Source organism: Ruminococcus sp. (assembly GCF_016283395.1).
This window is the reverse complement of sequence record NZ_JAEEMU010000035.1, coordinates 21,201-47,449: the sequence shown is the minus strand read 5'-3', so window position 1 is coordinate 47,449 and position 26,249 is coordinate 21,201. Positions and strand designations below refer to the sequence as shown.

Here is a 26,249-nt window from a genome sequence, read left to right as displayed (position 1 = left end):
CTTTATCATAGTAACACTTTAAAGCGGAGAAGTCAAGATTTTTGCACGGATATTTGATTTTTTTGAATTCATTCTCTCTCCGCTACAAAAGCAAGAATGAAAAATAAAGTCTGATTGTGCAGATTAATGGCATTTCTTTAAAAATGACCGTCAGGAAAGTCTCTTTACAAAGTATTCAACAATGAAAAACCTCCTTTTTTTCTTTCTTTGCTTTATTGAAAAAGAAAAAACGCACCGAGCTTTTTATCATTTTCGGGCGCAAATCTGACTTTATATTATAATAAAGTTTTATATACTTTAAGTTATTAATATACTAAAAGTAAATCTCTTTTTTTATTTCAATAAAGTAAGTTATTGGGTACTTGAAGATGACTGTAAAATTGCGGACTACCCCTTTTATAAAAAGTGTTGCCGCTGACTTGACAAATCTTCTTTTTTGTGATAAGATTACAAGTGAACTTAAAGCTTTTTAAAAGCGATACACCAGTCCGATTGCATTTGCAGTACAATCGGGCTATTTTTTTGCCCTGTTTTCTTATCGTTCCTCTGACATACATTATGAGGAAGTAATGATTATCTACATACACTCTCTTGTTGTCTTTAGCCTTACGCTTATTCCTACGAAGCAGCTTCAGCTTTTCAAGCTCTGAGATTGTTTCTATTATTGTCTCACGCTTCATACCTGTCTGTGCAGCTATGTCATTGTAACTGTTCCAGCAGTCCTTGAGCTGCATGGAGAAGCTTTTACAGATGAATAAGTAAATCATCAGCTGTCTCGGAACGAGCTGTCCGAACACACTGCGATCTACAAAAAAGAAGCTGTCATTTATTGGCAGCTTCTTTACTTCATATATGTATGTACCTTTATATCCATTGGCTTTCACTGAGCGTTTAAGCGGTATTACAAGCTCTTTGGCTGCAAGACTATCAATTATCTTTGCAACTGTTTGGACAGCTTTTAAACCGCATTTCTGAGCAATTGTAGCTTGCTTCACCTTAATGGCAGCTCCGTCAAGCGTTGGATAATCATTCGGCAGACTGCAAAGGTAGGCATATATGCTAAGTTCCTTTGCAGTCAATCCGAGTTCGAATATCTTATTTGATAATTTTATATTTGTCACCTTTACACCTCTTTATTGACTTATTTTGATAAAAATGATATAATGCTCTTAATAAAACGATAGGGGGGAAACAATATGGATATTATTGATTTTGAACCTAATCCTTCATTAGGCGGTAATGACTGCTTAGGTAATGGAGAACACGAAGAAGTAGAAATCCAGTGCGATGAATGTGATTATTTCTTAGAATGTTTTCCTGAACAGAATATTGAAAAGAAAAGCAAGGACTAAATGTCTTTGCTTTTTCGTTTATTTTCCTTTCTTATAACTATTCTTTTGTACTTCAGGAAACATGAAACTTACTTCTTCCTTTTCTTTATTTACGATGAGATAAGCATCGAATTCACTCCCTTTTTTACTTTTAAATCCTTTTATTATATTAGTCATGCCTTTTTGACAAAGAAGAATCGCCTGTTTTTCTGTTATTGTCTTACCGGCAATGCTCCTGTTTATATGAAACTTGCATCCTTCTTTATATTCTTTACAACTCCAACCCCAATCAAGCTTTATAAGGTATTTACCGCAGAAAGGACATTTAAGCTGCTGCTCTGCCTCTGATGTAAACGTCTGAGACTTAGACTCAGCGATCAGCTTGTACCACTCTGCTGTCTTTTTCTTGATAAAAGCTATGTACTTATCGTAGCTGGCTTTGCCGAGAGCGATATTATTCAGCTGCTTTTCAAGTTCACCTGTGTACGCAGCTGATATCAACTCTTTCACAGGCAGACACTTTATAAGATACATTCCAAGCTCCGTTGGATATATGGACTTTCCTTTCCTTGCAAGGTATCCCTTTTCAAACAAGGATTTGAGTATCGGACCTCTTGTAGCGTCAGTTCCAAGTCCTTTCTTCTGTAACTTCATAAGCGTCCGAGCTTCCTCATCCTCAAGTTTCTGTCCTGCAAGCTCCATTTCGGATAGCATTCCAGCTTCTGTATAACGCTTTGGCGGCTCTGTCACTCCCTCTGTTAGCTTGTAATCGCCTTGCAGTTCCTGTTCCTCAGACAGCTGCGGCAACGCCTTTGTTTCCGCAGTTCCGTCAACGGCATACCACCCTTCATTGGTGATAACCTTTCCTGTTGCCTTGAAAACGTGCTTTTCAACGGTTATCTTTGCCGTAGTATCGTCATATTCAGCTTTCGGATAGATAATCTTGATAAGAGACCTTGCTAAAAGGTCATAGAGCTTTATTTCGTCCTCGGATAACCCTTTAAGGTCTTTAGGTACACTCTCAGTAGGTATCACAGCCGTATGACTGCCTACCTTGCTATCATCGAAATGCCTTTTGGAGAATTCTGCCCACTCAGGAATGATGTAGTGTGCGTATTCTGGCATTTTAAGCAGCTTTTCAAGTGTACGCCTTACTTCTGGTATCATTGCTTCTGTCAGATGTTCCGAATTTGATCGAGGATAAGAGATTAAATGTGCCAAATAGAGCTTCTCCATTAACTCAGATGTTTTGTCAGCTGACCACCCGAACTTATTACTGCAAGCAATCTGTGTCTGTGTTGTGTTATACAGCAGCGGCGCAGCTTCCGTCTTGTGTTTTACTTCAATAGACTTTACAATGCCCTTCTTGCCATTACACTCAGACAAGGCTGCCTGTGCAGCTGCTTCCTCTGTGAAGTTGCCTTGCTCATAAACAGCTTCAATCTTGCCTTTCGGAGAAGAAAAAATAGCTGTTAGCTTCCAGAAAGGTGCTTTTTTGAAATGAAGAATTTCCAGTTCGCGCTGTACTACCATATTAACAACGACTGTCTGAACTCTGCCCACCGTCAAGAGCTTGTTCCTTACATCGGATTTGCCATATTTAACTGTGCTTGCAACAGAAAAATTAATACCGTATAGCCAATCCGTTATATCTCTGGCTCTTGCTGCAAGCCTGAGATCATGTGCATTACCTGATACTGTAGGTGAAAGCTGTTCTGTAGGAGCTTTTAGATTTGCAAATGCAGTCTTTATCTTCTTTTCCGTCAGATCTTCTATCCATACTCGTTTGTAAGGCTTATCGCACTTGCAAACGTCACAAACATAGGTGAATATAAGCTCTCCTTCACGGTCTGGATCAGTCGCATTTATAAGCCAGTCAGCTTTATCGAAGAAACTCTTGACAAGCTTAAGGCATTTTATAGTTGCAGCCTTTGGTGCTGCTCTGAATGTATCAGGAATACATGGATATACGGACAAGTCCCATTTTTCGTATTTTTCATCATAAGATTTTGCAGGAACGAGCTGTGCAAGGTGTCCTACACCATGACACAGTACAGCAGGCTCTCCATTGAAAGTGAACTCATAGTAGCCCACAGTAGGCTCTGATTTCAATGGTATACGCTTCCCAGCACCTAATGCATGAGCTATTTCCTTTGCAAGACTTGCTTTTTCTGCATATATTACGACCATTTCTTTCCTCCATTACGAGTTTGACATTTGTTTTTTCTTGAATTATAATATATATGTGCATACATCAAAAGAGCAGCTCGTTAATCTCTATGATACGGCTGCTTTTTTATTATTCATTACCATATTCATGAGTACACTCCTTTAATTAAAGTCTTGACGTATATATAATTTAATGATATAATAAACTTGCTGTTACAGCAGCTACAAAATGCAGTCCGTTGCTTCAACTCTTTATGGCACGGGCTGTTTTTGTTATTATAAAAGATAAGTTATTTTAATACCAAGAGCTTTACACACTTTTTCATAGGTTTCAAGCTTTGCAGCCCCCTTATTGGCTTCTAAATTATATATGGTATTAAGACAAAGCCCAGCTTTATCAGCTAATTCTTTCTGTGACAAGCCTAATCTCATTCTTCTTTCCTTAATAATTTTGTTCGCAGCCGCTTTCATTATATTTCTCCTGTTCTATTATTCGTTGCTATTTGTAGCAACGTTTTCTTTTTCATCACTTGTAACAACGTTGTCTTCTGTTAATAATGAATTTAGCTCACCAGACATGATACGTTTTGTAAGTAGTTCAGCCTGTCTCTTTGAGAACTTGCTTAATATTGCATCATCGAGCTTCTGTAGAGCAGAAGAATACTCAGCCTTTTTAAGCAGAGCTTCTTTCTGTACAAGTTCAGCCTCTGTTTCCTCAATGCTTTTTTCAGTTTCAGAAAGTTCAGACTGTAGGGACGTTATTTTGTCCCTACACTTGTCTGCTGCTTCCATTTGCTTCTTTTTAGTGGTCTTGAGCTTCTGAATATCCTTTTTTAAAGCATTCATTTCCTGTTTATCCATTTGCATTTACCTCCATAATTGTTTTTGAAAATAAGTCCTCAATATTTTCAGGGTAACTTAAAGCTCCTTTTTCTTTGTCTCCAAATACATCGGAGCTATCAAACTTGAATATACCTGTAAAAATTTCCTTTGGATCATCAGGATTAACCGTAGGACTATTAATTACAGTGATGATGTTCCCCTGATAAAAAGCATAGTCAGGAGCTTGTCTTACCGTCTCATCATATTTAGATTTTATTTTCTTGCCAATAACAAGTTTATCGGCAACAGATACGGTATTTGTTACGGTATGACCATTCTTAAATGCACCTTCTGTACCGATAATACCGCCACAGATACCCTCTTTCATAAGAGTTTTCTTATCTTTTGAATATTCACCGCAATTGAAGTACATCTCCATTGCATAACAATTTGATATAATAGGATTTTCAGCATCGCTACCACCTACAGCAGCAATGCCACCAGCGGCTACTTCATTATTGAACCATACCATTCTTGCAGCACAGCCCTGTATGTTTCCACCGTAATAATCAGGAAGTTCTCTGCCTTTTGCATCATACATTCGAGAACCGGCAGCCGAACCTACAATTCCACCAGCATTGAATATATTACCATTTGCAGAGTAATTGAAAACAACACTGTTGATTACATTTGCTGGTTTGCCAGAAATACCACCTACATTGAGAATATAATCATCGGCATTTACCGTAATACCCATATCCTCAACGTAACAGTCCTCAATCTGACCTCCGTTACCGCTTATACCGCCTATCGAATATCCTTGTGCCATTTTTGTAGGCTCCGCTTTCTCTTTTTTGTCCTTTTCATCATGCTCAATAACTTTACCATTTTCGTCATATTCAATGAGGTCAGGTGGTACAACTTCGCCTGTTGCAACTTCTGTTGTTTCTTCTTCAGGCTCTGCACCAATAATAATCGATGCGTGAGCCACAGAACAATGCTTTATAAGCGTTTCTCCTGTCTGGTATAAATTATTGTCAGTTCTATATTGATAATTATAAGCATTACATACTATTGCACCATAATCTTTGTACAAATCACTCTCAACAACAACGTTTCTGAGATTTACATTCTTGATTGTTGCACCTGAAATCTCTCCAAACAACGGATTATCAAGATTATCAATTACAAATCCATTACCGTCATACTCAAAGCGTTCTGAGTCAGGATCGCTTTTAAGTTCATTTACAGTATTTATCGGAGTATGAGATGCATATTCAGGAAAGCTTATATCTTTAACCTGTTTGAAGTAACCTCTCGCTTCCTCCGAAGCCATAAGTTCGAGCTGATCGTAATAATCTATCAGATACGGATCTTCCTTAGTGCCTGAACCACCACCATATTTGACAAGCACACGATACAGTTTCTTGTTTTCTGTAAAATCATAAGTCTGACCACCATAATACTCTATTTTCTTACCGTCAGGGACGGAAGTAAACCCCCATGTATAGCCAGATACATGAGTAAAAAAATCAGTTTTATCAAACTCGGGAAGTGTGATAGCAGCTTTTCCATCAACTATTGCACCTTTCAGTTCCAAGTCCTCCGTAGGAATTGCTGAATATGAACGGTCAATTGAAACTGTTATTTGCTCCGCATCAGGTTCGAGTGCTATTTGCTGGGGGACAATCATTCCGTCCTCGTTAGTATGTGCTGCTTCAACTTCCTCAGACGGAGCTGCCTGTATGCGTCCGAAAATAAATTTTCCGCCTACAAGCCCAGCAAATCCAGCTATCAAAGCACATATACAGCTGATAAAAATTATAGTGCCTACCGATGTTTTTTTCTTTTTTACCACTTTATTTGAAGTAATAGTAAGCTCTCCCTGAGAATAATAAGTAGAATTCATACTTATTATATTTTCAAAAGTTTCAGGCTGCATACTGTTGTTTAACGCTTCATCGGTATAATATACGGCGTAATCTACATATACAATCTTTGGCTTATAGTCATGCATGAACTCTTTGAACTGCTGATTTTCTCTAAGAATATCTTCATTCAACTGCTGCTGGTTTTGGTCAAAAATAATATATGTAGTTATTTCTTTGTTTTTTGAACTTACACAGTGAACACGACTGAAATAAATCATTGTAATTTCTCCTTCGCCTTCTTCTTTTCTTGTAAAATCTTAATCAGACAGAAACCACCACCGCCAAGTAATATCCAGAGATCTATCCAGTAGAACCGCCAGTGTGTTTCATCTTCTTGATTGATATTTGTATCAGCAGAGCTTTCTTCCATATTATCCATTGTTTCTGTCACTGAGGAAGATACCATGTCTTTTGCCTTTGCTTCAGCAACTTTATTGACTATGAAATTGCCTATAAGCGCAACGACTATAATAGCTACTACAACAGAAAAAAGTTTATTTTTTTCAAAGTAAGAACGAACTATTTTAGCTCTTTCTGAATGAGATTTCATGTATTCTGTACCTTCTTTCATATTAGTCTTGTATATTCGGATTATTCAGGAAACCCTGATATGTAAGCTCTACCCACTGCTTATAATTATCATCGAAGCCCCATGAGTCCATAATGCTGTCTTTAGAGATTATGTCAAGTCCAATTGAATGCAAGTCATGTACTCTATCACAGGTAACTGTCTCAATAACATTGTTTTCTGGAGTCTTATTCAAGATGTCTATATAGTAGTCGGATATTCGATCCAAATCTGCAAGACAATCATATCCATAATTCGATGTATATGCGTTTCCCATTAATGAAGAATATACCAAATTCCAGTTGTCTATTCGCCAGCCTATGTTGGCGTCCCAATCCTGAGACTGAGCTGCACCATTAGGGATATGCATATTATGCTCTATTAGTGGCTGTATAACGTCCCTCCACTCATAAAATGCATTCACAGATGTATCGCAGTTATACTTTGCAGTATCCCAGTCTGGATTATGAACTTCTTCTTTATGAACAGTACAATTATGCTGTGGGCATTCTTGATTAGCATAAGTTGTCTCTGTCCATGAAACCATCTTATTAAGAAGATCATCAAAAGACTGTTGCGTAAACTCAACTTCATAAATCTGAGCAGATGTACTATTCTCATCATTTTTCTGCTTTTCGAGATATACATATACAAGAGCTATGGCTTCTGCTTTTGAAAGAGAATTGCTGAACTTGTCTTTTAGCTGTTGCTTTCTATTATCCGTAGCCATACTTGTCTGATATTCAGAACCGTCATGACTACACTTCATATACACAAGATTTGAATGAGAAAGATCGTCAGTAGAATAATACAGTGAGTCTATCATGGAATTAAAGGCATTTTGCTTGTTTTCAGCTGCTATTTTGTAGAATTCCTCAGCTTCAGGAAAAGCAGTTGTTATATCTTTATTAACTCCTGCGGCTGTTCCATAAGCTTTATTCGTTGTAGAACCACCACCAGCACCGCCAGCCAGTATAAGAACTACAGGAATTATGAAAACAGCAACCACAAGTAAAACAACTAAGAATATCCAGAATATTGGATTTAACAAGACCGCAGCAGTATGGACAACCAAGCTTCCAGCAAGTTTTACTGTGCCAACTGCTATCCTTGCTGTCTTGACAGGAGCCTTATATAGTACTTTGACACCTCTAACGGTCTTTTTTCCTGCCTGATATGTCTTTTTGGTAACTCTATATCCGAGCTTTAAAGACTCCGTTCCTGTATCCGCCGTATCAGCTTTGTTTACAGGCTTATCGAAAGGATTAGCCTTACCAGCTGTATTCTTTAGAACTGAAAATGATTTTTTTGCAGTTACCTTAGCGGCAGAACGTAATGGATGAAAAGGACTGCTTATTGGTACCTCATTGTTAAGAGAGTTATTGCTCTGTGGTCTTAGTTGTGTTTCTATGACACTCACCTCCATTCTTCGTTGATACAAATATCAACCATATCATCAGACAGCTTTTGTCTCACCAAATTTGGTTGATATGATTTCATAAATATGAGTATTTGTCGGGAATTTGTTTTCAAATGGGATTACACCATATTCATCAGCATATAGCAAACCACTTCCAGCACTGGCATTTGTTACAAATGCCATTGTATCATTTGAAATCTTTAGCAGTCGTGCAAGCTGTTCTCTGTCCGTAGCATTTTGTGAAAGCATAACAACAAACTGGGTATTAGACAGCATTGTTCTTGCTTGCTCTGATCGCAGCAGATCTTCTACATTCTGAGTAATGCCTGTTGGGACGCCACCCCATTTACGAGCACGTTTGTAAAGCTCATAGAAAAATGTAGCGGACTGCTCTGATTTGAAAAGAAGATACATTTCATCTATGTAAATTCTTGTACCGATGTTTCTTGCACGGTTTTTGGCAACTCTGTCCCACAAATTCTCAAGAACTATCATCATGCCAAGAGTCTGCAAATTTTTTCCAAGTTCTTTGATGTTATATACAACAATTCTCTTGTTTATATTAACATTCGAGGAATTTGAGAATACGTTCATTGAACCATGTACATAGAGATGTAACGCTTGTCTAAGATATGCAACAGCTGATTTCGTTTCATCGGCAGCTGTGTTTTCATACTTTTCAAGTTCACCATAATATTCCTTTAAAGTCGGAGCTGTATGGTTGTTATATGTTTCGTGCATTACATTGTCTATAATGGTTTTCTGGATAGGCGAAATTTCCTGATTTCCAAGAATTGTCGAGAAAAACGATAAAAGAAAATCAAGTTTTGCTTTAATCGGATCATATTCTTTATCTTCCTTATCAGGATTTTCTGTAAGGTCAAGAGGATTGATATGCGTCTGAGAATTCTCAGAAATATATATGACTTCTCCACCGAGCATTTCTGCAATAGCAGTATACTCGCCTTCAGGATCGACAATAAGTATCTCTTCGTCTGTTTGTAAAATAGAGTAAATCATTTCCAATTTTGCGAGGAAACTCTTTCCGCTTCCGGGGACTCCGAGTATAAAGCCGTTTGGATTTTTAAGCTTTCTGCGGTCAAAAATAATGAGGTTCTGTGTCATTTTGTTTTGTCCGTAGTATAATCCCCCTTCATGAAGCAGTTCCTTTGAATTGAACGGCATAAAACCAGCTGTGGCAGATGAAGAAAGAGTTCTCCTTATCTGGAGGTTTTTTTCCTTGTCAATTGAAGAAGAATTACCAACAGGTAAAACACTGCAAAAAGCTTCTTCTTGAAGTCCAGCACATTTCATAGGCTGTAACTGAAATTTGCGAAGCATGATTTTTAAAGCATCGGTATTCTTTTCAAGTTCATCGAACGTGTCAGCTGTTATCATAATAATAATATGTCCACGAAGCATTTTTTCATTTTTTTCCTGTAAATCAGAAAGGAAAGATTGAGCCTGTTCCATATCTTTCTGGAGCTGAGATCCCTCAATTGGATCAACGAAAGCTCCTTTTGCTGCTTCGGAAGATCTTCTTGTCTTTACAATAGCTTCCTGTCTCATATCCGTATTTTTACGCTGTAGAAGCCTTATTGCTTCTGCTTGTTCTACGAAGTCAAGATTTTCAGTTATTATCATAGTCTGGTTAAGCTCTATGATTTCCTTGAAAACTGTATCAATTATAGATGCTGGATACTTCTGGATAGCTATACAGCGAGCATACTTATCATTGAAAAGAAAGTAATCTCTTTTGAATTCCATATATTCGGGACAACAGTGCTGCTTTTCGGCTTTTCTTGCAAACTCATCACGGGAACAAGGAAAAATCTTACAGTCAACGTCCCTGAGTATATCAGCCATAAGTCTTACACGTTCATTGGCATTTAAAGGAATAAGGTCAGTTCCCATACGGTTCAAACAGTTTATCATGTGAGCTTCTAAATTAAAGAAACGTGTATTAGCAGTGTCAAAGTTGATAGCTGTTACTGTAACAGTGAACAGCTTTCTACACTGTAGACCATTCTGTCCATGAATAATCTTATCACTTAAAATGCCATTGAATTCCTGACGTTCAGAGTCGAGCCCATCATGTTTATCTTTGAGAAGAATTCTATCTGCAAAATCCTCCTTGTTTATCTGAGAATTTATGATAGAAATCTGTAAGCTTGCTGTATCATCGAAACCATTCAGAAGTTCAATATACAGAGCTTGCAAACCTTCCTGTTCTTCTCTTGTTACAGCAGAATAGTTAATATCAGGAACAAGATATGTTTTGGAATAGAGATTTGCTGTCTGTTTTCCTACCTTTATTCCTGTTTTATTAAGCATTACATAATTGCTGACAAAACACTCATATGGTAATGTTTGAATGGTAGTACGCTTTATTTTGCGCTTTTCTTTCTGAACTTTATCTTTTTTCTTTGATTTTCCCTGAACTTCACGCTCACGGTCACGATCTTTAGCTGAAGGCTTTTTATCATTTTTCTTTCCAAATAAATTCATATCTCTTGTTTCACTCCTCCTGATCTATTTCATATTCTCCACTGTCCACTCTTTGCTGTAAAAGGTTTTCTTCAAGCAAACTTTCGTGTAGTTCCTGTAGTAAGCTTCCGTCTGTATCTTCATAAACTCTTTTCTGCGGTAAGAGGTTAAAAGAAAGCCATGAACGAAAATAGTCCTCAAACTTCATACCTTGAAAGGTGAAAAACCCCCAAAGCACCCACGGAACGGTTGTTACTATAACAATCCACGGAATTATATCTGACGAAATGTGTCCTTTTCCAAACACACCTATTGGCAGAGCAGTAATAAATGCGCCGCCAACAGCAATTAACTGACGCAGTGATAAACCAGCTATAACTTTGGACTTATAGCTTTGTATTTCAATTGGAATTTTTACTTCTAACATTTTTCACCTCTACTGAGTTGCTACTTGTAACAACGTCATGCTATACCACATACTTTTTTAGCCCATGTTCCTGATCTCATTACTCCGAGTCCCAAGGCACATAGAACTATAAAATTCAGTAATTTCGCAGAACCATTTGTAGCAAATAAATCAATGACATATTTGTTTGTACCAACATATACCACGAACATCAGCACTATAACAGAAATCTGAATAACAACTGCTATGTAGTTTTTCAGGAAGTTTTTTGCAACTTCATGTGTCGTATCTGATGCAAATGTTGCTAATGGTAATGGTGCAAGCAATGTGTATACAGCAAGTTCAAATACTCTACCAATAACTATTACAAATATGATATATGCAATTGCTTTCATTATAAGGAACAATGGCTGTAATTTTGCCATTTCCCATGTAGGAAAGAAGTTAATTTTTTCTGTTGGTGAAGGGAATGCGCCATTGAATGAGTCCATATCATTAAAGCTTGTAGCACTTGGAAAAGTTGCATTTGGGTAGAACATTTTTACGGCATCTTGTGAAATATGATATGTATAAGTATCGGTTGTATTTCCAGCACCTACATCATACCAGAAATCCCACCATCCTTTTGATAGCTGCTTGATTAACCCTTGATCAATTACAGCTGTATAGTTATAAGCGTTTCCATTAGGCAAATAATTTAAAGTTGAATTTGTGGCTACTTTGTTTACCGAGTCAAACATTGAATAGACATATCCAACTATTGTATCTGCATTTTGCACTACTTGCTTTATAACAAGTATCTTTATCAGAAATATCAAAACGTTTTCCCACTTCGATGACCATTCAAAATTAATGGACTTTCTGAAGAAATCAACCATAAGAAGGAGCGTTGCAGTTACGAGAGCAAGTGTTTTAGATGCTTCTCTTATTCTGATAGCAAGTATTCCTGTTGATGATGATGGACGAATAGAATTAACGACATCATAAGGCGATGTTTGAGAGAACTTGAAAGCCTGTCCAAGAATATCATTCGTTTCATCAACATTCTCTGTAATTTCTTCATATACATCAGGAACATAAAATCCGAACAAGTCAGCGTGTGCTACCAGTGGCGGACAAAATATCATAAGCAGACCACATATGATAACAATCATATATGCAGTTCTGCGTATTTTCATTAATTTTTTGTACTGAGGATAAGGTATTACACCATGCATTATATCCCTCCTTATACGAATGTGTGAAGTATAGATGATACAGCAACAACAATACCACCAGCAGAAAGTGTTCTTAAAGCTGTGACTTTTTGACCTGCATCATTGCTTTTCATTGAAAAACCAAGCGCAACTGCGCCCATAAACATTCCAAACGCTCCGACTCGACGTGTCCACTTTCCAATAAACCTTAAGATCGACTGGAATTCCGCATTTGCAGCGGCTTCTGAATATGATGCTGGAATATTGAAAATATTCAAATCTTGAACAGCAGCTTTTATCATAAATCCTGAAACCATCACAAGTAATGCAAACAGCTGATCTCTGGAGTTATCATCCTTAATTGAAAGACCAAGCTTTATAGCTCCTATAAAAGCTATAAGTCCTCCACATCGAGCTATCCACGTTGCAAAAAATGTAATTCCATCTTTAGCAAGCTGACTGGGAGTTCCAGTTGGCGGAGTCGGAAGTATATCTAAAAGAACTGCAAAATGGGATAGTGTTTCCATTCTTACCTCCTATAAAGGTATTCTGCCCTTGCTTCTTAAACAAGGGCAGATATGTATTTTTAGCTGAAAAGGTCAAACATATCAACAGCACCGCAGATAGCCCATACAACAAATCCTGCGACCATTGCCATTATACCTCTTTCCTTTGGCTCTGGTTCGTTATTTTTAAGTCCAAGAGCAAGCATAAAACCACCAAAGAGTGCAATAGCTGCACCAACACGGCGTATCCAAGTAATGATAAAGTCCATTGTATTCTCATAAGCTGCGTCAGCTGAAGAAGAACCTGACTTGGAACCACCCTGCGGCTGTCCACCTCCCTGTGGATTACCGAGCTGCTGAATAACAGGCTCTTCATATGTATTTGCCATTGCCTGAACGTAAATAACTTCTTCCTGTTCTGTGTATGCAGGAACTTCTTCCTCAACCACAACAGCAGCAACTTCGTTTTCAGCTGCAAATGCTGTAACAGGGAGAGCTGCCATAATTGCCAATGTGAATACTGCCATAATCATTGTTGATATACGGATAAAAAACTTTTTCATAATAATTTCCTCCAATTTTTATTAAAAATCTCTGAATTGATCGTCCATATCATAATCGTCTTGTATCACATCATCTGACACTGTATGAATATCGGACGAAGTTATAATAGCTTCACTTATATTCTCTGAGGACAAGTCCTCAATAGTTGAAGTCACTGCTTCAGTGACTTCATAATTCATCATACCTTCTGACATGACATCGTTGCTACTTGTAGCAACGGCTTCGTCAATGCTACCATCTGGATTGATTACATCGGGCGTGACCTGTTCCTGATCCTCATTCTCATATTCCTCCTTTCTTATAATCGGCTCACCTAAGTCAAATCTTTCGATATTAAGATTGACTTTGTCATATTCGACTTCGTTGTTTGACAATTCTTCATCGCCATACACCCTTATTTTCTGTCTCTCAAAAAGTGTAAGTGCATCGATATATGGTGATATAGAATTGCTTGTATCAATCAATACTGTTTCATGTATAACTGAAAATTCAGGACTATCATCGTTGCTACTTATAACAACGTCCTTTATTTCGTTGTTACTTATGTCAACGAGATTATTGTCGATAGCTGTGTCTGAGCTTTTATCGTTGCTACTTGTAGCAACTTGATTAAGCTCTTTTACCGAAACAGCATGAATTGAACTGATTTGGAATGTCCTTTCTGCTTTTTCTTTATCTGTTTTAGCAGCATCAGCAAGAAAAGCGTAATTCGGATGCTTTTTCAGATTATATTTTTGGCAGAGAAACGGATTATGTGAACGCATTTTAACGATGCATTCTTTAATCGTAATACCAGCGACTTCATTGGGCTGCATCAACTCTCTACCAAGTATCTGATTGTTTGTCGATGTGCTTGACTGACGTCCTTTTGTACGACTGTCGTTTTTGATGTCAATCGTTTCTTTACCAAGATTTTCTGAGATATATTTAGATGTTGTTTCCTCGTTTCCACCGATAAACAGGATAGTACTACAACAACCTATGATACCTTCCCATGTCTTTTCATATTTTGATTTAAAAAGCGATAATGTCTGAACAATGACGTTCAGGCTTATATTTGCTGATCGCACAAATGCAATTTTACCCTCAAAATCAGGTATTTGAGATATGTTGCAAAACTCGTCCATGATGCAGCGCACATGAACGGGAAGCTTCTGACCTTTATCTGCATATTTGAAGTTAGCCCTGTTTGCGAGAACATCAAACATCTGCGTATACAGCATAGATACCATGAAGTTAAAGGTTTTGTCTGTTGCTGGTACTATAATGAATAATGCTGTCTTTTCGTCACCGATAGTTTCAAGATGAATATTATCACAGCAGCTTATATTCTGAACTTCTTCCAAGTTGTACATGAATGTCTTAACATTTGCTGAAGAAAGGAACGACTGTCCTGTTTCTTCCGGAGCATTTCTGACTTCCTTGTACATTCGTAATGCCAGACAGTCAGGTTTTCTTTTTTCAAGTTCGATGTAGTCTTTGTCCAGAGGACAAAGAAATGCCTTGTTTCTGCGCTCTGCAAAATCTTCGTCTGTTTCTCCGTCATTCTTAGTCATCGTATAACCGTCAGGCTTTCCTTTAGGCGGATATATCAGTTTCCTCATTTTTTCTGTAACAGCAAAGAAATTAAGATTTCTTGTATCACGGGTAGACTCTATTATATTTCCCTCATTGTCAAACTCTGCGTTATACTCACTTTCCTCAAAAAGAAGAAATATAATAGCCTGTAACAGGGATTTACCTTTCTGTGACCAGAAATCTTCTTTTTCTCCATCAACCTTTGTGGCAGAAAAAAGAACATCTACCATTTTCACAATGTCTTGTGTGGATAGATGTCCTTCTGGATCATATACATAATGGAACGGATTATAGTTGTTAGAATGTTTCATTTGAATAGTGTTGAACACTCTTACCTTATATCCAGCTTCTATGAGCATTTTACCTGTATCGGCAAGTATTTCTCCCTTTGGATCGGTGATTACATAACTTGTATTGAGCTGACATATATTTGGCTTAGCGACAAATCTTGTTTTACCAGAGCCAGAGTCACCGATTATAAACATATTCAAATTAAGATTATGCTGCCATGTGTTTAATGACAACTTTAACTTGTCCGCTATTATGATATTGTTGTCAATGGTTACTCCAATAATCCTGCCTTTCTTGTTAAACACTCTCTTTCCGTCACGTAAAATAGGGTGAAATTCAGGCTTAATTTCATTGTCAGCAAGACTTTTTATTTCCTTTTTATTGCCCCATTTGGCTGAACCGTATTCTTCGCCTCTGCGATGATACCGCTTTGGAGTCATAGAAAACTTATAGAGAATAAATATGCCAGCACACATAATGCCAAGTAGAAACATTTTACATACATAGCTGTCTTTATCAGTAATATGTTTCATTATATATGGCACATTTTTCGTAGCTAAATTCATTCCATTGCCGATAGAGGATAGATCAAGCTTACCGTCTGCTGTTCGTGAGAAGTCCATAGCGCAACCTAATATAGCAGACAACACCGCTGTAAGTACTAAAACAATACTATATACGACAATATCGGTTTTAGTAAATCGTGGCTTCGGACGAGGAGCTGACATATATTATCTACCTCCCCGTGAGGAAACTTCCTCAAATTTTTCAGCTACATCTTTCAGCTTATCAGCGGTTTTATTGATGTTATCCGATATTTTATCAGCCTGTTCAGAGAGAATATTACCCTCTGGATGTAATTCGTGACCGTTAATGGAAGCTGTACTACTTCGTTCAGAGCTTAAATCAACGTCAATCTTTTCGTTGCTACTTGTAGCAACGTCACTATCTGCATTTGCATCGTTGATATTTGTATCAACCTGAGTATCAACGTTGTTACTTGTAACAACGAGTTCTTCAGCCTTATCAATAAGAACTGATGAGGTTTTATCAGAAATATCAAATTCAGATGACAGCGTTCTCTCTGCTTCGTCACGATCAACAATAGATACCTCTACCGTCTTGTTACCTCTCATAAATACAAAAGATGTATCATTTATCTTCTTAACGCCAAAAATAGGGACGGCATTTTGTAGTTCAGCTTTATGGTAAACATTTTTTGCCATATCTTTTGCAGCTGCTTCTGGAACGCCCTGAGATATGTACATCTCTTTTAGCTCCTCCAGAGCAGTTTTCTTATTTGAAAAAGAAAGTATTCTTTGTTGCATTTGTGGTAAACTGTGTTGCTGCCCATTCTGATCTGTTTCTGTTACTGTAGCTGTACTTTTGACTTTAAATGCATTATTGTCTGTTCTTATTATTTCAGTTGATACACTATCAATCGGCTGCGTTTTAGTATATGTATTACCAGCTTCGTCAGTTCTAAGCATACCTGAAACTACAGCTGTATTTGTCATATCAAATGCACTTTTTTCAAAAGAAACTTTATGAATGCGAATATCTTCAATATTGCCGTTTACATTCCTGAATTTCGCATTTTCTGTAGAAATGTGTTCAGCTTTATCAATAAGAGCATTCTGTTCGTTGACATCCGTTATACCGAGCTCGTTTTTAAGAATATTTCTCATTTGCTTTTTGGTTTGCTGTGGTGGATTAAGAACAGCTATACTTCCGTCATCTTTTTGATATACCACTCTGGATATTCCATCTTCCCTTGGTGTAACATAGTAGCACTCATAAGCCTTTGCAAGAACATCTTCTTTCTCCCATGAAACCTGTGATGCATAAGAAAAATCATTAAGAGGACTATCTGCAAAATATTGCGTTTTGGCGTCACCAGAAAGCATTTCATTTCCGAATTTCTGTGCTGCTATATTAGCTTTGTTTTCATCGTAGCCAAAATACTTCTGCAATTCACGGGCGATAAACTTCTTGTTTGGAGTATCGTCAAAGGAACGGGAATTACCTGATATTTTATCTTTGATATTAAAGAACCCATCATTATCTTTTGAAAATTCAAGGTTGTTCTCGACTTCATTAGCTTTGCGAACAAACTCAGAACGAGCGATTTCAATTGCTTTTGCATCTTTGGCTTCATAAAGTGCCATATACTCGCCATTTTTCATCTTTGCAAATTGTGCCGAAAGATCAAGTCTTGACAGTTCTGCGTTAATAAATGGTATCTCCCATTCCTTGCACTTGAAGTTTGAAAGCTCCTGCGGTCTTGTCGCAACCTTTTCTTTCATATTTTCGGTAATTATCTGATTAAATATCGACATATCACCTTTTTTAAAAAAAACATATACGTTATCTTTGCCTTTTTCATTTCTGAAAGCAACAGGAACGCCGTATTTCTTCGCTTCTGATGCTATATAATGCATATCTTCTTTTGTTATTGCTATATCTGATGTAACGAGCTGATCTCCTCTACTTCTACAATAGGACGTTAAATCCTTAATTGAAACTTTCCCATTTTTGAGTTCAGTAATCTCTTTATTAGTTACATCAGTCTTCTGCCGCCTTTTTTCTCTGTCACGTTCAGCTATGAAATGTAGCAACTTATATATTGCTTTCATCACTGATCCTGATGTACGAAATGCTTCTTCGACACCTTTTGAAGTAGCCTGTATAACTGCACCAGCTATATCGTCACTCATATTCATTAGTACCACCTCCGTTTGGGTATAAAAAAAGCTTTAGTATTTATACTAAAGCTTTTATAATATGTATTCTATTATGTTTTATTTTTGCTCTTTTGCTTCCTTAGATTTACCAATGCTACGGACAATAATGCCTATCAGAAAAGATAAAAGACCGCCTACAGTGATGAAAAAGAAGTTGTGATTAACAAATCTGCCAAGCGGCGATGAGTCTCCAGCAACTAATACAAATATGATAGCAAGGGCAAGAACTGCACCTATTACCATAAAAAGAGTACCTACATCTTTGATTTGTTTACCCATATTTTGCTACCTCCTCGAAAAGAAAAATATATTAAACAAATTATATCATATCGTCACTGTGAAGTCAAGTAGCAAGTCTTAGAACGGCGAGTCCTCAGATATTATCTCATCAAACTCTGCTGGGAAATCCCTGTCAGCTTCATCTGCTGTGCCAGATGCAGGCTTATTATATCCAGCAAATTCGACGCTTTCAGCTTTGACATAGTTGTAATACTGTTTTTCACCGTTCTTATCGTAAACGTCACACTTGTTCTTTCCTATAACGGCTATTCTGCTACCTTTCTTAAAGTATTTGCTTACATACTCCGCAGTAGAACGCCATGCTTTACAGTTGATAAAATCAACGTCTCTTGAACCGTCCTTGTTCTTATAGTCCTCCTGAACGGCAACAGTGAAACGACACGTTGAAATGCCACTCTCTGTTTTCCTGAGTTCAGGATCGGCGGAAAGTCTACCCATAATAATTGCTTTGTTCATAATTCATACCTCCGTTTTTTATATTGTTTTTACGTTGCTATTTGTAGCAACGTAATTGACTTGAACTAATCGAACAGCCTTAACAATTGCTACTTGTAGCAATTTTACTGTCCGTAGTCATTAAATACAATTGTCAAAGCTCTCGCAACTTCAATGATGATACGTTTCTCAGGAATAGTCATGAACACCTGATACGGCAATTCGTACCTTATTTCATTATATCCAGTGAAACATACTATATCGGAAGATTGATTGCTTATAATACTGGAACAAGCCAGTATCTTAATGTTTGTTTGCTTTTCAACTTCTCTTATTCCAATTTCTACGGATTTTAACACTCTCATGCCATTTCTTCTTTCTTCATCGGTCATAACTATTCCTCCTTTGTTTCTTTATTTTTGTGCATAAGCACTCTATCAAGCGTACCGAAAGTTCAGTACGCTTAAACAATGCTTATTTCTCTTTATCCTTCAATCATAAGCTATCCACTCTTACAAATCCGATAAATACTATTGCAACAGGAATTAATTTTGCAATTAAACAAGCAGTAATTGCACCAACTATTTGCTCGAAGCATATTGCTTCATCAATCCATTTCCCTGTTTTTAAAAATTGCGGTAAATATCATTGTAAAAGCTCCTTATTTTATTTATCCATTATATTCTCCTCTTGGTACAAGATCGTACTCTGTTCCATTGATTTCGGTTGTCTGATAAGTTGTTAGTTGATCTGTTGCAGCTGTTGTTTCCTGAACATTGCTTCCAGAAGATTGACTGTTATACATCATACGTAATATTACTATAGACGAAATTAATGTGCCTATAAAGATTATTCCTAATCCTATTGTTCGCTGCATATAGCTCGTATTCCAACTTTCATCTGTTTCTTTCTTCCATTGAGAAAGCACACTGAAAAAGGCATAGACAGCAAAGCATGATATAAGGAACAATATAATTGGAATGATTAATAATATATCCATTTTTATTCTCCTCTTGGTACAAGCTCTTACTCTGTACCGTCAATTACTGTTGTTACATTTGTAACTGTTTCACTGGAGCTTTCATAGTTATGCGAGTCAAAGAAATCACCAACATTATATTTCAAGTAAACGTCCTCATTTACTGAAAATCTTTAGTGGCTGTTTCGTCGGTTCTTCCAAATAACTTTGTTTTTTTATCTTGAAAGGAACTTATTCTCAGCTTCTGCTTTATCGTAATTTTTAAGAGCTTTCATTATACCACCCAAAAGAGCATTTATCTGCTCTACTGAAAAAGAAGCTTCTTCAGCTGCAAGCAGTAAGTATCCTTTCATAGCAATTGTAGTATATTTGTCATCGTTGCTATTTGTAGCAACGGCTGTTTCATCATTGGTACGTTTTACTGCTTCTCTTAACTTTGCCTGAAGTTCAGGTTCATCATCAATACTTGTGTCGAGGACTTCCTCATCATCGTCATAGTCTGAACTATCATCGTTGCTACTTGTAACAACGGGCTTCTCAACTACTTTCTTTTTTATATCCTTTGGCTGTACTTTGCTGAGATCGGTAATCTTACTCTGCTCCTCTTTATCAAGCTTTGCTATCTCATTTGCAGTACTTATTGATAATTCTCCACTTGCAACGGCTGCTTTTACAGGTTCAATTGCGTTTTTATCTACATTCTGCATTTTTCCAACCTGTGAAGCTGATACGCCAAGTGTATTTGCAATATCGTCACGAAGTCTGCCGTAATACTCACCCTTATCCTTTTTCTCTTTTAAAATCTTATCGAGCGTTTCATAGCACTTCCAAAGTTCCTGATCGGAAATCTGCCTTGCCGAAACATTCATAAGTATAAGGTCAAGCATTTTATCATCTTCATCGGCATAGTTCTGAACAAGACAGGGGAGAACACGAGCTATGTTCTCACCTTTATCAAGGAGATACTGAACAGCAGCTCTGCGGCGATGACCACTTATTATTTCATAACCGCCTGTTTTTAGTGGCCTTACAATAAGGTTATCCTTAACACCACCCTGACCGAGTATTGTCTGAGCAAACTGTTCAATATGCTCTACGACAAAGAAATTATCGGCTGACTCATGCAGCTCATCAATATCAATCATCTTTATATCATCGGTAAGAGTGTTTGATACGACTGCTTTTAAGTTATCTAACATACTTTTTTTCATGCTTCTACCTCCCTCAGTATCTCATCTGCAAGACTATTGTACGCATTTACTATTTTCCATGATGTACCAATTTGCGGTACATTTCTTTTAAGAAAGTACGCTTCTATCGGAAGCCCAGCTTTCTGAGATTCACGAACAGTAGTTGAAAATGGAATAACTGTATTCATAAGACGATTTTTGAGTACTGTGCGGAATTCCTCAATAAGTTCCTTATCATTCTTTGCTTGAAACATAGTAACAAAGATACCACCGAGCTTTGTTCCCTGATTATTGATTTCGTCAGTAACCTTTTTTAAGCCTTGTATCTCAAATTCACCAAGCATTGTAGGTACATATACTTCATCGAGGTGCTGTATTATCTGCTTAACTTCATCGCTCAAAGCTGGGGGAAGGTCAAACAGGATATAATCATAGTCGTTGTTACAAGTAGCAACGTCCATAGAAATGTATTTCTGCCACGTTGTATGCAGAATACCGTCATATTCTGTATCAAATACTTCTTTTGTGGACTGATTTGAAAAGAAAAATGAGAAGCAGTTCTCCTGATTATCACAATCCACAACAAGTACACGCTTACCTTTCTTTGCAAATGCGTAAGCAATGTTTATAACTGATGTTGTTTTTGCTACGCCACCTTTGTTGTTATAAATACCTATTCTTCGTGTTTTATTCATAACGAGCCTTCTTTCTGCACATTTCTGTGCGTTATATTATACCTTCTTTTATGTATGTAATCACGGAACAGGGCAGAGAAGGCTCAACTGCCCTTTGTGTGTTGCAACCACCATCCGTGATGTTATAAACCCCATAGAGGAGAATAACCTATAGTTGTTGCTACAAATAGCAACTTATTCAAATTTTTTCATGTAATCGCCAAGCTGTTCTGCACCGTATATACGCATTTCATCCAAACAGTGTCCATATACGTCAAGAGTAAAAGCTGCTGAATAGTGTCCCATATTATATTGAAGTGTTTTTATATCCATTCCAGCTTTCAACGATAATACTGCATGAGTATGTCGCAGATCGTGAAAAGTTACTTTGGGATAACCAATAGATCTCATAACTTTCTTTAGTGAATTGTATAGAGCAGCTGGGGTAAAGTGTTCACCCTCTCTGTTTTTGAAAATAAAAACATCTTTATTATATACAATAGAATCTGGGCAATATTTGCATAGAAGCTCATATGCTTGTTGTGTAAGGCTTAGAACACGAGATTTGCTGTTCTTTAAGGATGTGAATTCATATATATGTTTTCTTTTATTATAAGTAAGCTGTCGATATACATTTAATGTCCTTTCTTCTCTATTGAAGCAGTCCACTGTAAGTCCTATTAATTCCGACTCTCTTAATCCTGTTAAAAGGTCGAATTTGTAAATATCGGCTTTTTCATGACATTTTATTCTATCAAAGAACTTTTCAAGTTGAATATCATTCAAAGGATTTTGCGGCTTTTTTTCAACATGAGGCAAAACGATATCTTTTGCGATATTGAATTCAATATAATTGAGCGTTACAGCAACATTAAGCGCCTTATGAAGTACGCCGTGAATGTTTCTTATTGTTTTAGGGTTTAATGGCTCAGGTAATTGATAGCCTATAATCAGGCTATTAATAAAGAGTTGTACATCTTCTGAAGTCACTTCATCAAGTCTCATGTCCTTGAATACACGCTTAATGTGGTTTTTAATCACCGCTTCATATGATGAACGTGTCGACTCCTTGAGATTGTTAGCTCTTGTCTGTAGCCAATATTCGCACCATTCAACAAGAGTTGTTTCCATCGGTTCGTATTTTGGAATGTTACTTATGCTACGCATATATTCCAAAACATCTTGCTCTTCCTCTTTTTTAACTACAAATTTCATAGAATACCTCCTGAATAATTATTGGGCATGAAGTTCTTTGCCATGAAAATTATAGCATAAAAACAAAAAAAGTCTGATACCTACTGAAACATTTATGTTCAGTAAGTATCAGACTTTTCATTAAAGCTCTTGACAAGCGATTTGCATTGTGCTATAATAATTTACATATAAATCGCTTAACTCACATAATATTGATTATACACATTAGTGTGTTGAGATGGAACTTTCAAATCCTTCCACCCCAACCAGAAAAGCCCGTCACAGATGTGACGGGCTTAAATTATAATGAAAAGCGAATAATGTATAAATCATAATATATGTCTGACGGGCGTTTCTGTATTTTATTTATTCACTATTCATTATTCTTTATTCATTGATTGATCGGCTCACGCAATTGCGTGAGCTTTTTGTTTATACTGATAAATGCCAATAAAAACGCCGCCCATAACGGACGGCGTTTATCTTTGAAATATAAGAACCTTTGCAATGTATTTATTTCATGTTTTTTATATTTTGAACTGAGTATTTTGAAAGGATTATTTAATCATTTGTGCTATTATTTGAATGCGTATCTCATGAATGTATAGAGATGTGGCTTTACAGAATCAGCACCGTGTCCGCCGCCAGGAATTGACTGGTAAACGTGCTCGACACCGTTTCTTGTAAGGATATCGCTGTACTGCTTAGGGAATGTACCAACAACAGAGTCGTTTGTACCGCCTGTGATCATGAATACAGAAGGCTCAGGACCTACATTTCTGAACTTCATTTCGCTCTCCTGCATACAGCCTGGGTGTGTCATGAACATATCGCTGCCTGGTGTGATACCTGGAGCAGGGCAAGCACCGCCTACATAGCCGAAGAGGTCAGGACGCATAAGACCGATATAGATAGCCTCTCTGCCTCCCATTGAGAATCCTGTGATAGCTCTGTTTTCTCTGCCTGTCTTTACAGGGTAGTTAGCCTCGATATAAGGAATAAGGCTGTCAGAGATATCATAGAGGAAGTTATCGTAAGCTGCGCAGGTTTCCTGATTGATACCGAAACCGCCGCCGTTGCCGTTCTTGCTTGTGTACTGGCTTGGGAGAACGATGATCATTTCCTCAGCCTTACCTGCTGAGATAAGTCCTGCGAGGAGTTCCTGAACGCCCATACCGCTTACCATGCTGTTCTCGTCACCGCCGATGCCGTGGAGTACATACATTACAGGGTACTGCTTGCTTGGGTTGTAGTTTGGAGGAAGAACTACGTTGCAGCTCTTCTGTCCGCCTGTAAACTTACAGTTATATGTTTTCTTCTCGACCTTGCACTGACCGCTCTTCTCAACGCCGCCTGGAACTGTAGTAGGCATATCCTGTCTGATCTTAGCGTTCAGACCTGATGTAGCGTTTCCGCCGTTGCCTGCATCTGTGCCGATAGTGTTATTTGTGTTGTTGAAGCCGCCAGCCATACCGCTCCAGTCAAAAGGATCGCCGCTGGTCTGCTGACCGTTGCCGAAGTCTAAGCCGTTGCTTGGACTGTCCCAGGTGTTCCATCCGGTATTCTGCTGGCCCTGATTGTTCCAGTCAAAACCTCCGTTTCCGCCCATGTTGCTGAAGTCGAAACCACCGTTATTCTGACCGCCCCAGCTGTTCCAGTCGTTGTTCTGGTTCCAGTCGTTATTTACAACGCCGTTCCACTGGTTGTTGTTCTGGTTATTCCAGTCCCAACCCTGATTCTGGTTGCCCCAGTTGTTCCAGTCAGTATTCTGCTGTCCCTGGTTATTCCAGTCAAATCCGCCGTTATTCTGGTTCCAGTTGTTATTGTTCCAGTCGTTATTCTGATTCCACTGGTTATTGTTATTCCAGTCGTTATTCTGATTCCACTGGTTATTGTTATTCCAGTCGTTATTCTGGTTCCACTGGTTATTGTTATTCCAGTCATTATTCTGGTTGTTCCAATCCCAGTTGTTATTGTTCCAGTCGTTGTTTACAACGCCGTTCCACTGGTTGTTGTTCTGGTTGTTCCAGTCCCAACCCTGATTCTGGTTGCCCCAGTTATTCCAGTCGTTGTTCTGATTCCACTGGTTGTTGTTCCAGTCGTTGTTCTGGTTCCACTGATTGTTATTGTTCCAATCATTGTTCTGGTTCCACTGATTGTTATTGTTCCAATCATTGTTCTGGTTCCAGTTATTATTGTTCCAGTCGAAACCGCCGTTGTTCTGTCCCCAGCTGTTCCAGTCGTTGTTCTGGTTCCAGTCGTTGTTTACAACGCCGTTCCACTGGTTGTTGTTCTGGTTGTTCCAGTCCCAGCCCTGGTTCTGGTTATTCCAGTCATTATTCTGCTGACCCTGGTTGCCCCAGTCCCAAGACTGATTATTCCAGTCGTTGTTCTGACCGAAGCTGCTCCAGTCATTGTTCTGGTTGTTCCAGTCAAAACCGCCGTTGTTCTGATTCCAGTCATTATTCTGACCCCAGCTGTTCCAGTCATTATTCTGCTGACCCTGGTTATTCCAGTCGAAACCGCCATTATTCTGTCCCCAGCTGCTCCAGTCGTTGTTCTGACCGAAGTTGCCCCAGTCATTGTTCTGGTTGCCCTGGTTCCAGTCGTTATTCTGCTGGTTAGTATTCTGGCTCCAGTCGTTGGTAGTCTGACCGCCGCCTGCGCCTTCTGTAACAGTAACGCTCTTTACATTAGCAGAACCGTTTGATCTGTAACCTTCAATATTGAGTGATACTTCGTAAAGTGTACCTGACATATCAAGTCCTGCCTTTTCCCAAGCCTCGAAGTGCTTTGATACGTCGATTGTACCCTTCATGTAGTTAGTCTGATTGTTAGCTGAACCACTTGTTGTTCTGATGCTCCAGTACTGTGGGAATGTTGCTGTACCATCGAGAGAAGGCTGATTGTAACGCATTGTCTTAGCAATTTCATATGTGTTGCCGTTAAGTGTAACGTTACCCTTTCTCTCTCCATCATTTCCGGGTGGTCTCCAGTCGCCCCAGCCTTCAACGATGTAGTATTCCATAAGAGGGTTTCTTGTCCAGCCGTATACACACATATAAGAGTTGCCTCTTGGTGTGTATTCTACATCATAAGTAAGAACGATGTTGCCGAAAGCCTTGTAGTTCTTCTTCTGGCTGTCGTAGTTCTTACCCATACGTGCAAGGAAGTTTTCAATGTTGCTCCAAGAACAAGTAAATGAACCTGCGCCCGGATTCATTGAAGCCTGACCCTGACCGTTCTGGTTCCACATTTCGTAGTCGTATCCGCCGATATTACCTCTTGTCTGCTGATCAGCAGCAGAAGCAACAGCAGGGATAGCAGCTGCGATCATCATTGTGGAAGCACCTGCGCCGATGATCTTTTTGAGTTTCTTAAAATTCACTTCGCTCACTCCTTCTGAGTCTTTTTTAGATTAAGTTATCCCTCAGAATAAAATCGAGCTCGTATGTCTATCTGTA

The 26,249-nt window shown here is 38.1% G+C and carries 23 protein-coding genes; 1 reads left to right on the top strand and 22 read right to left on the bottom strand.

All coding sequences use genetic code 11. The features are described from left to right. Nucleotides 1-338: 338 nt before the first annotated feature. Nucleotides 339-1,121 (bottom strand): helix-turn-helix domain-containing protein, encoded by a 783-nt coding sequence (locus tag QZZ41_RS04395; protein ID WP_295068684.1) that lies wholly within the window; start codon nucleotides 1,119-1,121, stop codon nucleotides 339-341. 75 nt (nucleotides 1,122-1,196) lie between these two features. On the opposite strand from QZZ41_RS04395, the gene QZZ41_RS04390 reads away from it, so the two are divergent. Next, the gene (locus tag QZZ41_RS04390; RefSeq protein WP_295068682.1) at nucleotides 1,197-1,352 is read left to right on the top strand and encodes a hypothetical protein; all 156 of its coding nucleotides are present in this window, start codon (nucleotides 1,197-1,199) and stop codon (nucleotides 1,350-1,352) included. Nucleotides 1,353-1,370: 18 nt separating this feature from the next. Here the strand turns inward: QZZ41_RS04390 and QZZ41_RS04385 are convergent, their stop codons facing one another. From QZZ41_RS04385 to QZZ41_RS04285, 21 genes are all read right to left on the bottom strand, one after another. Next, complete coding sequence (locus QZZ41_RS04385) at nucleotides 1,371-3,521, bottom strand: type IA DNA topoisomerase (RefSeq protein ID WP_295068680.1); 2,151 nt, start codon at nucleotides 3,519-3,521, stop codon at nucleotides 1,371-1,373. Between the two features lie 255 nt (nucleotides 3,522-3,776). Next, nucleotides 3,777-3,971, bottom strand: coding sequence for a helix-turn-helix transcriptional regulator (locus tag QZZ41_RS04380; protein WP_295068678.1), 195 nt, complete (start codon nucleotides 3,969-3,971; stop codon nucleotides 3,777-3,779). An 18-nt stretch (nucleotides 3,972-3,989) separates the two neighbouring features. After that, the gene (locus tag QZZ41_RS04375) at nucleotides 3,990-4,361 is read right to left on the bottom strand and encodes a hypothetical protein (RefSeq protein WP_295068676.1); all 372 of its coding nucleotides are present in this window, start codon (nucleotides 4,359-4,361) and stop codon (nucleotides 3,990-3,992) included. Then, complete coding sequence (locus QZZ41_RS04370) at nucleotides 4,354-6,471, bottom strand: ZmpA/ZmpB/ZmpC family metallo-endopeptidase-related protein (RefSeq protein WP_295068674.1); 2,118 nt, start codon at nucleotides 6,469-6,471, stop codon at nucleotides 4,354-4,356. The genes QZZ41_RS04375 and QZZ41_RS04370 overlap by 8 nt, the downstream gene beginning before the upstream one ends. Further along, the gene (locus QZZ41_RS04365) at nucleotides 6,468-6,824 is read right to left on the bottom strand and encodes a hypothetical protein (RefSeq protein WP_295068672.1); all 357 of its coding nucleotides are present in this window, start codon (nucleotides 6,822-6,824) and stop codon (nucleotides 6,468-6,470) included. Before QZZ41_RS04365 ends, QZZ41_RS04370 begins: the two co-directional genes overlap by 4 nt. 1 nt (nucleotide 6,825) lies before the next feature. Beyond that, the gene (locus QZZ41_RS04360; protein ID WP_295068670.1) at nucleotides 6,826-8,241 is read right to left on the bottom strand and encodes a hypothetical protein; all 1,416 of its coding nucleotides are present in this window, start codon (nucleotides 8,239-8,241) and stop codon (nucleotides 6,826-6,828) included. A 36-nt stretch (nucleotides 8,242-8,277) separates the two neighbouring features. Next, on the bottom strand, nucleotides 8,278-10,749 hold the full coding sequence (locus QZZ41_RS04355; protein ID WP_295068668.1) for a VirB4-like conjugal transfer ATPase, CD1110 family: 2,472 nt from the start codon (nucleotides 10,747-10,749) through the stop codon (nucleotides 8,278-8,280). 10 nt (nucleotides 10,750-10,759) lie between these two features. Next, nucleotides 10,760-11,155: a PrgI family protein gene (locus tag QZZ41_RS04350; protein ID WP_295068666.1), complete on the bottom strand. Its 396-nt coding sequence runs from the start codon at nucleotides 11,153-11,155 to the stop codon at nucleotides 10,760-10,762. 35 nt (nucleotides 11,156-11,190) lie between these two features. Continuing rightward, nucleotides 11,191-12,351, bottom strand: coding sequence for a hypothetical protein (locus QZZ41_RS04345; protein ID WP_295068657.1), 1,161 nt, complete (start codon nucleotides 12,349-12,351; stop codon nucleotides 11,191-11,193). An 11-nt stretch (nucleotides 12,352-12,362) separates the two neighbouring features. After that, nucleotides 12,363-12,857, bottom strand: coding sequence for a hypothetical protein (locus QZZ41_RS04340; RefSeq protein WP_295068654.1), 495 nt, complete (start codon nucleotides 12,855-12,857; stop codon nucleotides 12,363-12,365). A gap of 59 nt (nucleotides 12,858-12,916) precedes the next feature. Next, complete coding sequence (locus QZZ41_RS04335) at nucleotides 12,917-13,399, bottom strand: hypothetical protein (protein ID WP_295068651.1); 483 nt, start codon at nucleotides 13,397-13,399, stop codon at nucleotides 12,917-12,919. Between the two features lie 21 nt (nucleotides 13,400-13,420). Further along, a complete protein-coding gene (locus QZZ41_RS04330; protein WP_295068648.1) occupies nucleotides 13,421-15,892 on the bottom strand; it encodes a VirD4-like conjugal transfer protein, CD1115 family in 2,472 nt (823 codons plus the stop codon). 108 nt (nucleotides 15,893-16,000) lie between these two features. Then, nucleotides 16,001-17,992 carry a DUF3801 domain-containing protein gene (locus tag QZZ41_RS04325; RefSeq protein WP_295068645.1) on the bottom strand — a complete coding sequence of 664 codons (1,992 nt, stop codon included), beginning with the start codon at nucleotides 17,990-17,992 and terminating at the stop codon, nucleotides 16,001-16,003. Between the two features lie 78 nt (nucleotides 17,993-18,070). Further along, nucleotides 18,071-18,292 carry a hypothetical protein gene (locus QZZ41_RS04320; RefSeq protein ID WP_295068643.1) on the bottom strand — a complete coding sequence of 74 codons (222 nt, stop codon included), beginning with the start codon at nucleotides 18,290-18,292 and terminating at the stop codon, nucleotides 18,071-18,073. Between the two features lie 78 nt (nucleotides 18,293-18,370). Further along, entirely contained in the window at nucleotides 18,371-18,769 is a 399-nt protein-coding gene (locus tag QZZ41_RS04315) for a single-stranded DNA-binding protein (RefSeq protein ID WP_295068640.1), read from the bottom strand. 104 nt (nucleotides 18,770-18,873) lie between these two features. Further along, a complete protein-coding gene (locus tag QZZ41_RS04310; RefSeq protein ID WP_295068637.1) occupies nucleotides 18,874-19,140 on the bottom strand; it encodes a hypothetical protein in 267 nt (88 codons plus the stop codon). Between the two features lie 278 nt (nucleotides 19,141-19,418). After that, nucleotides 19,419-19,748 (bottom strand): hypothetical protein, encoded by a 330-nt coding sequence (locus QZZ41_RS04305; protein WP_295068634.1) that lies wholly within the window; start codon nucleotides 19,746-19,748, stop codon nucleotides 19,419-19,421. A gap of 194 nt (nucleotides 19,749-19,942) precedes the next feature. Continuing rightward, the gene (locus QZZ41_RS04300; protein ID WP_295068632.1) at nucleotides 19,943-20,938 is read right to left on the bottom strand and encodes a ParB/RepB/Spo0J family partition protein; all 996 of its coding nucleotides are present in this window, start codon (nucleotides 20,936-20,938) and stop codon (nucleotides 19,943-19,945) included. After that, nucleotides 20,935-21,612, bottom strand: a complete 678-nt coding sequence (locus tag QZZ41_RS04295; protein ID WP_295068628.1) for a ParA family protein — start codon at nucleotides 21,610-21,612, stop codon at nucleotides 20,935-20,937. Before QZZ41_RS04295 ends, QZZ41_RS04300 begins: the two co-directional genes overlap by 4 nt. Nucleotides 21,613-21,786: 174 nt before the next feature. Next, nucleotides 21,787-22,806 carry a site-specific integrase gene (locus QZZ41_RS04290; RefSeq protein ID WP_295068626.1) on the bottom strand — a complete coding sequence of 340 codons (1,020 nt, stop codon included), beginning with the start codon at nucleotides 22,804-22,806 and terminating at the stop codon, nucleotides 21,787-21,789. Nucleotides 22,807-23,362: 556 nt separating this feature from the next. Further along, nucleotides 23,363-26,173: a glycoside hydrolase family 11 protein gene (locus tag QZZ41_RS04285; protein WP_295068624.1), complete on the bottom strand. Its 2,811-nt coding sequence runs from the start codon at nucleotides 26,171-26,173 to the stop codon at nucleotides 23,363-23,365. Between the last annotated feature and the right edge of the window lie 76 nt (nucleotides 26,174-26,249).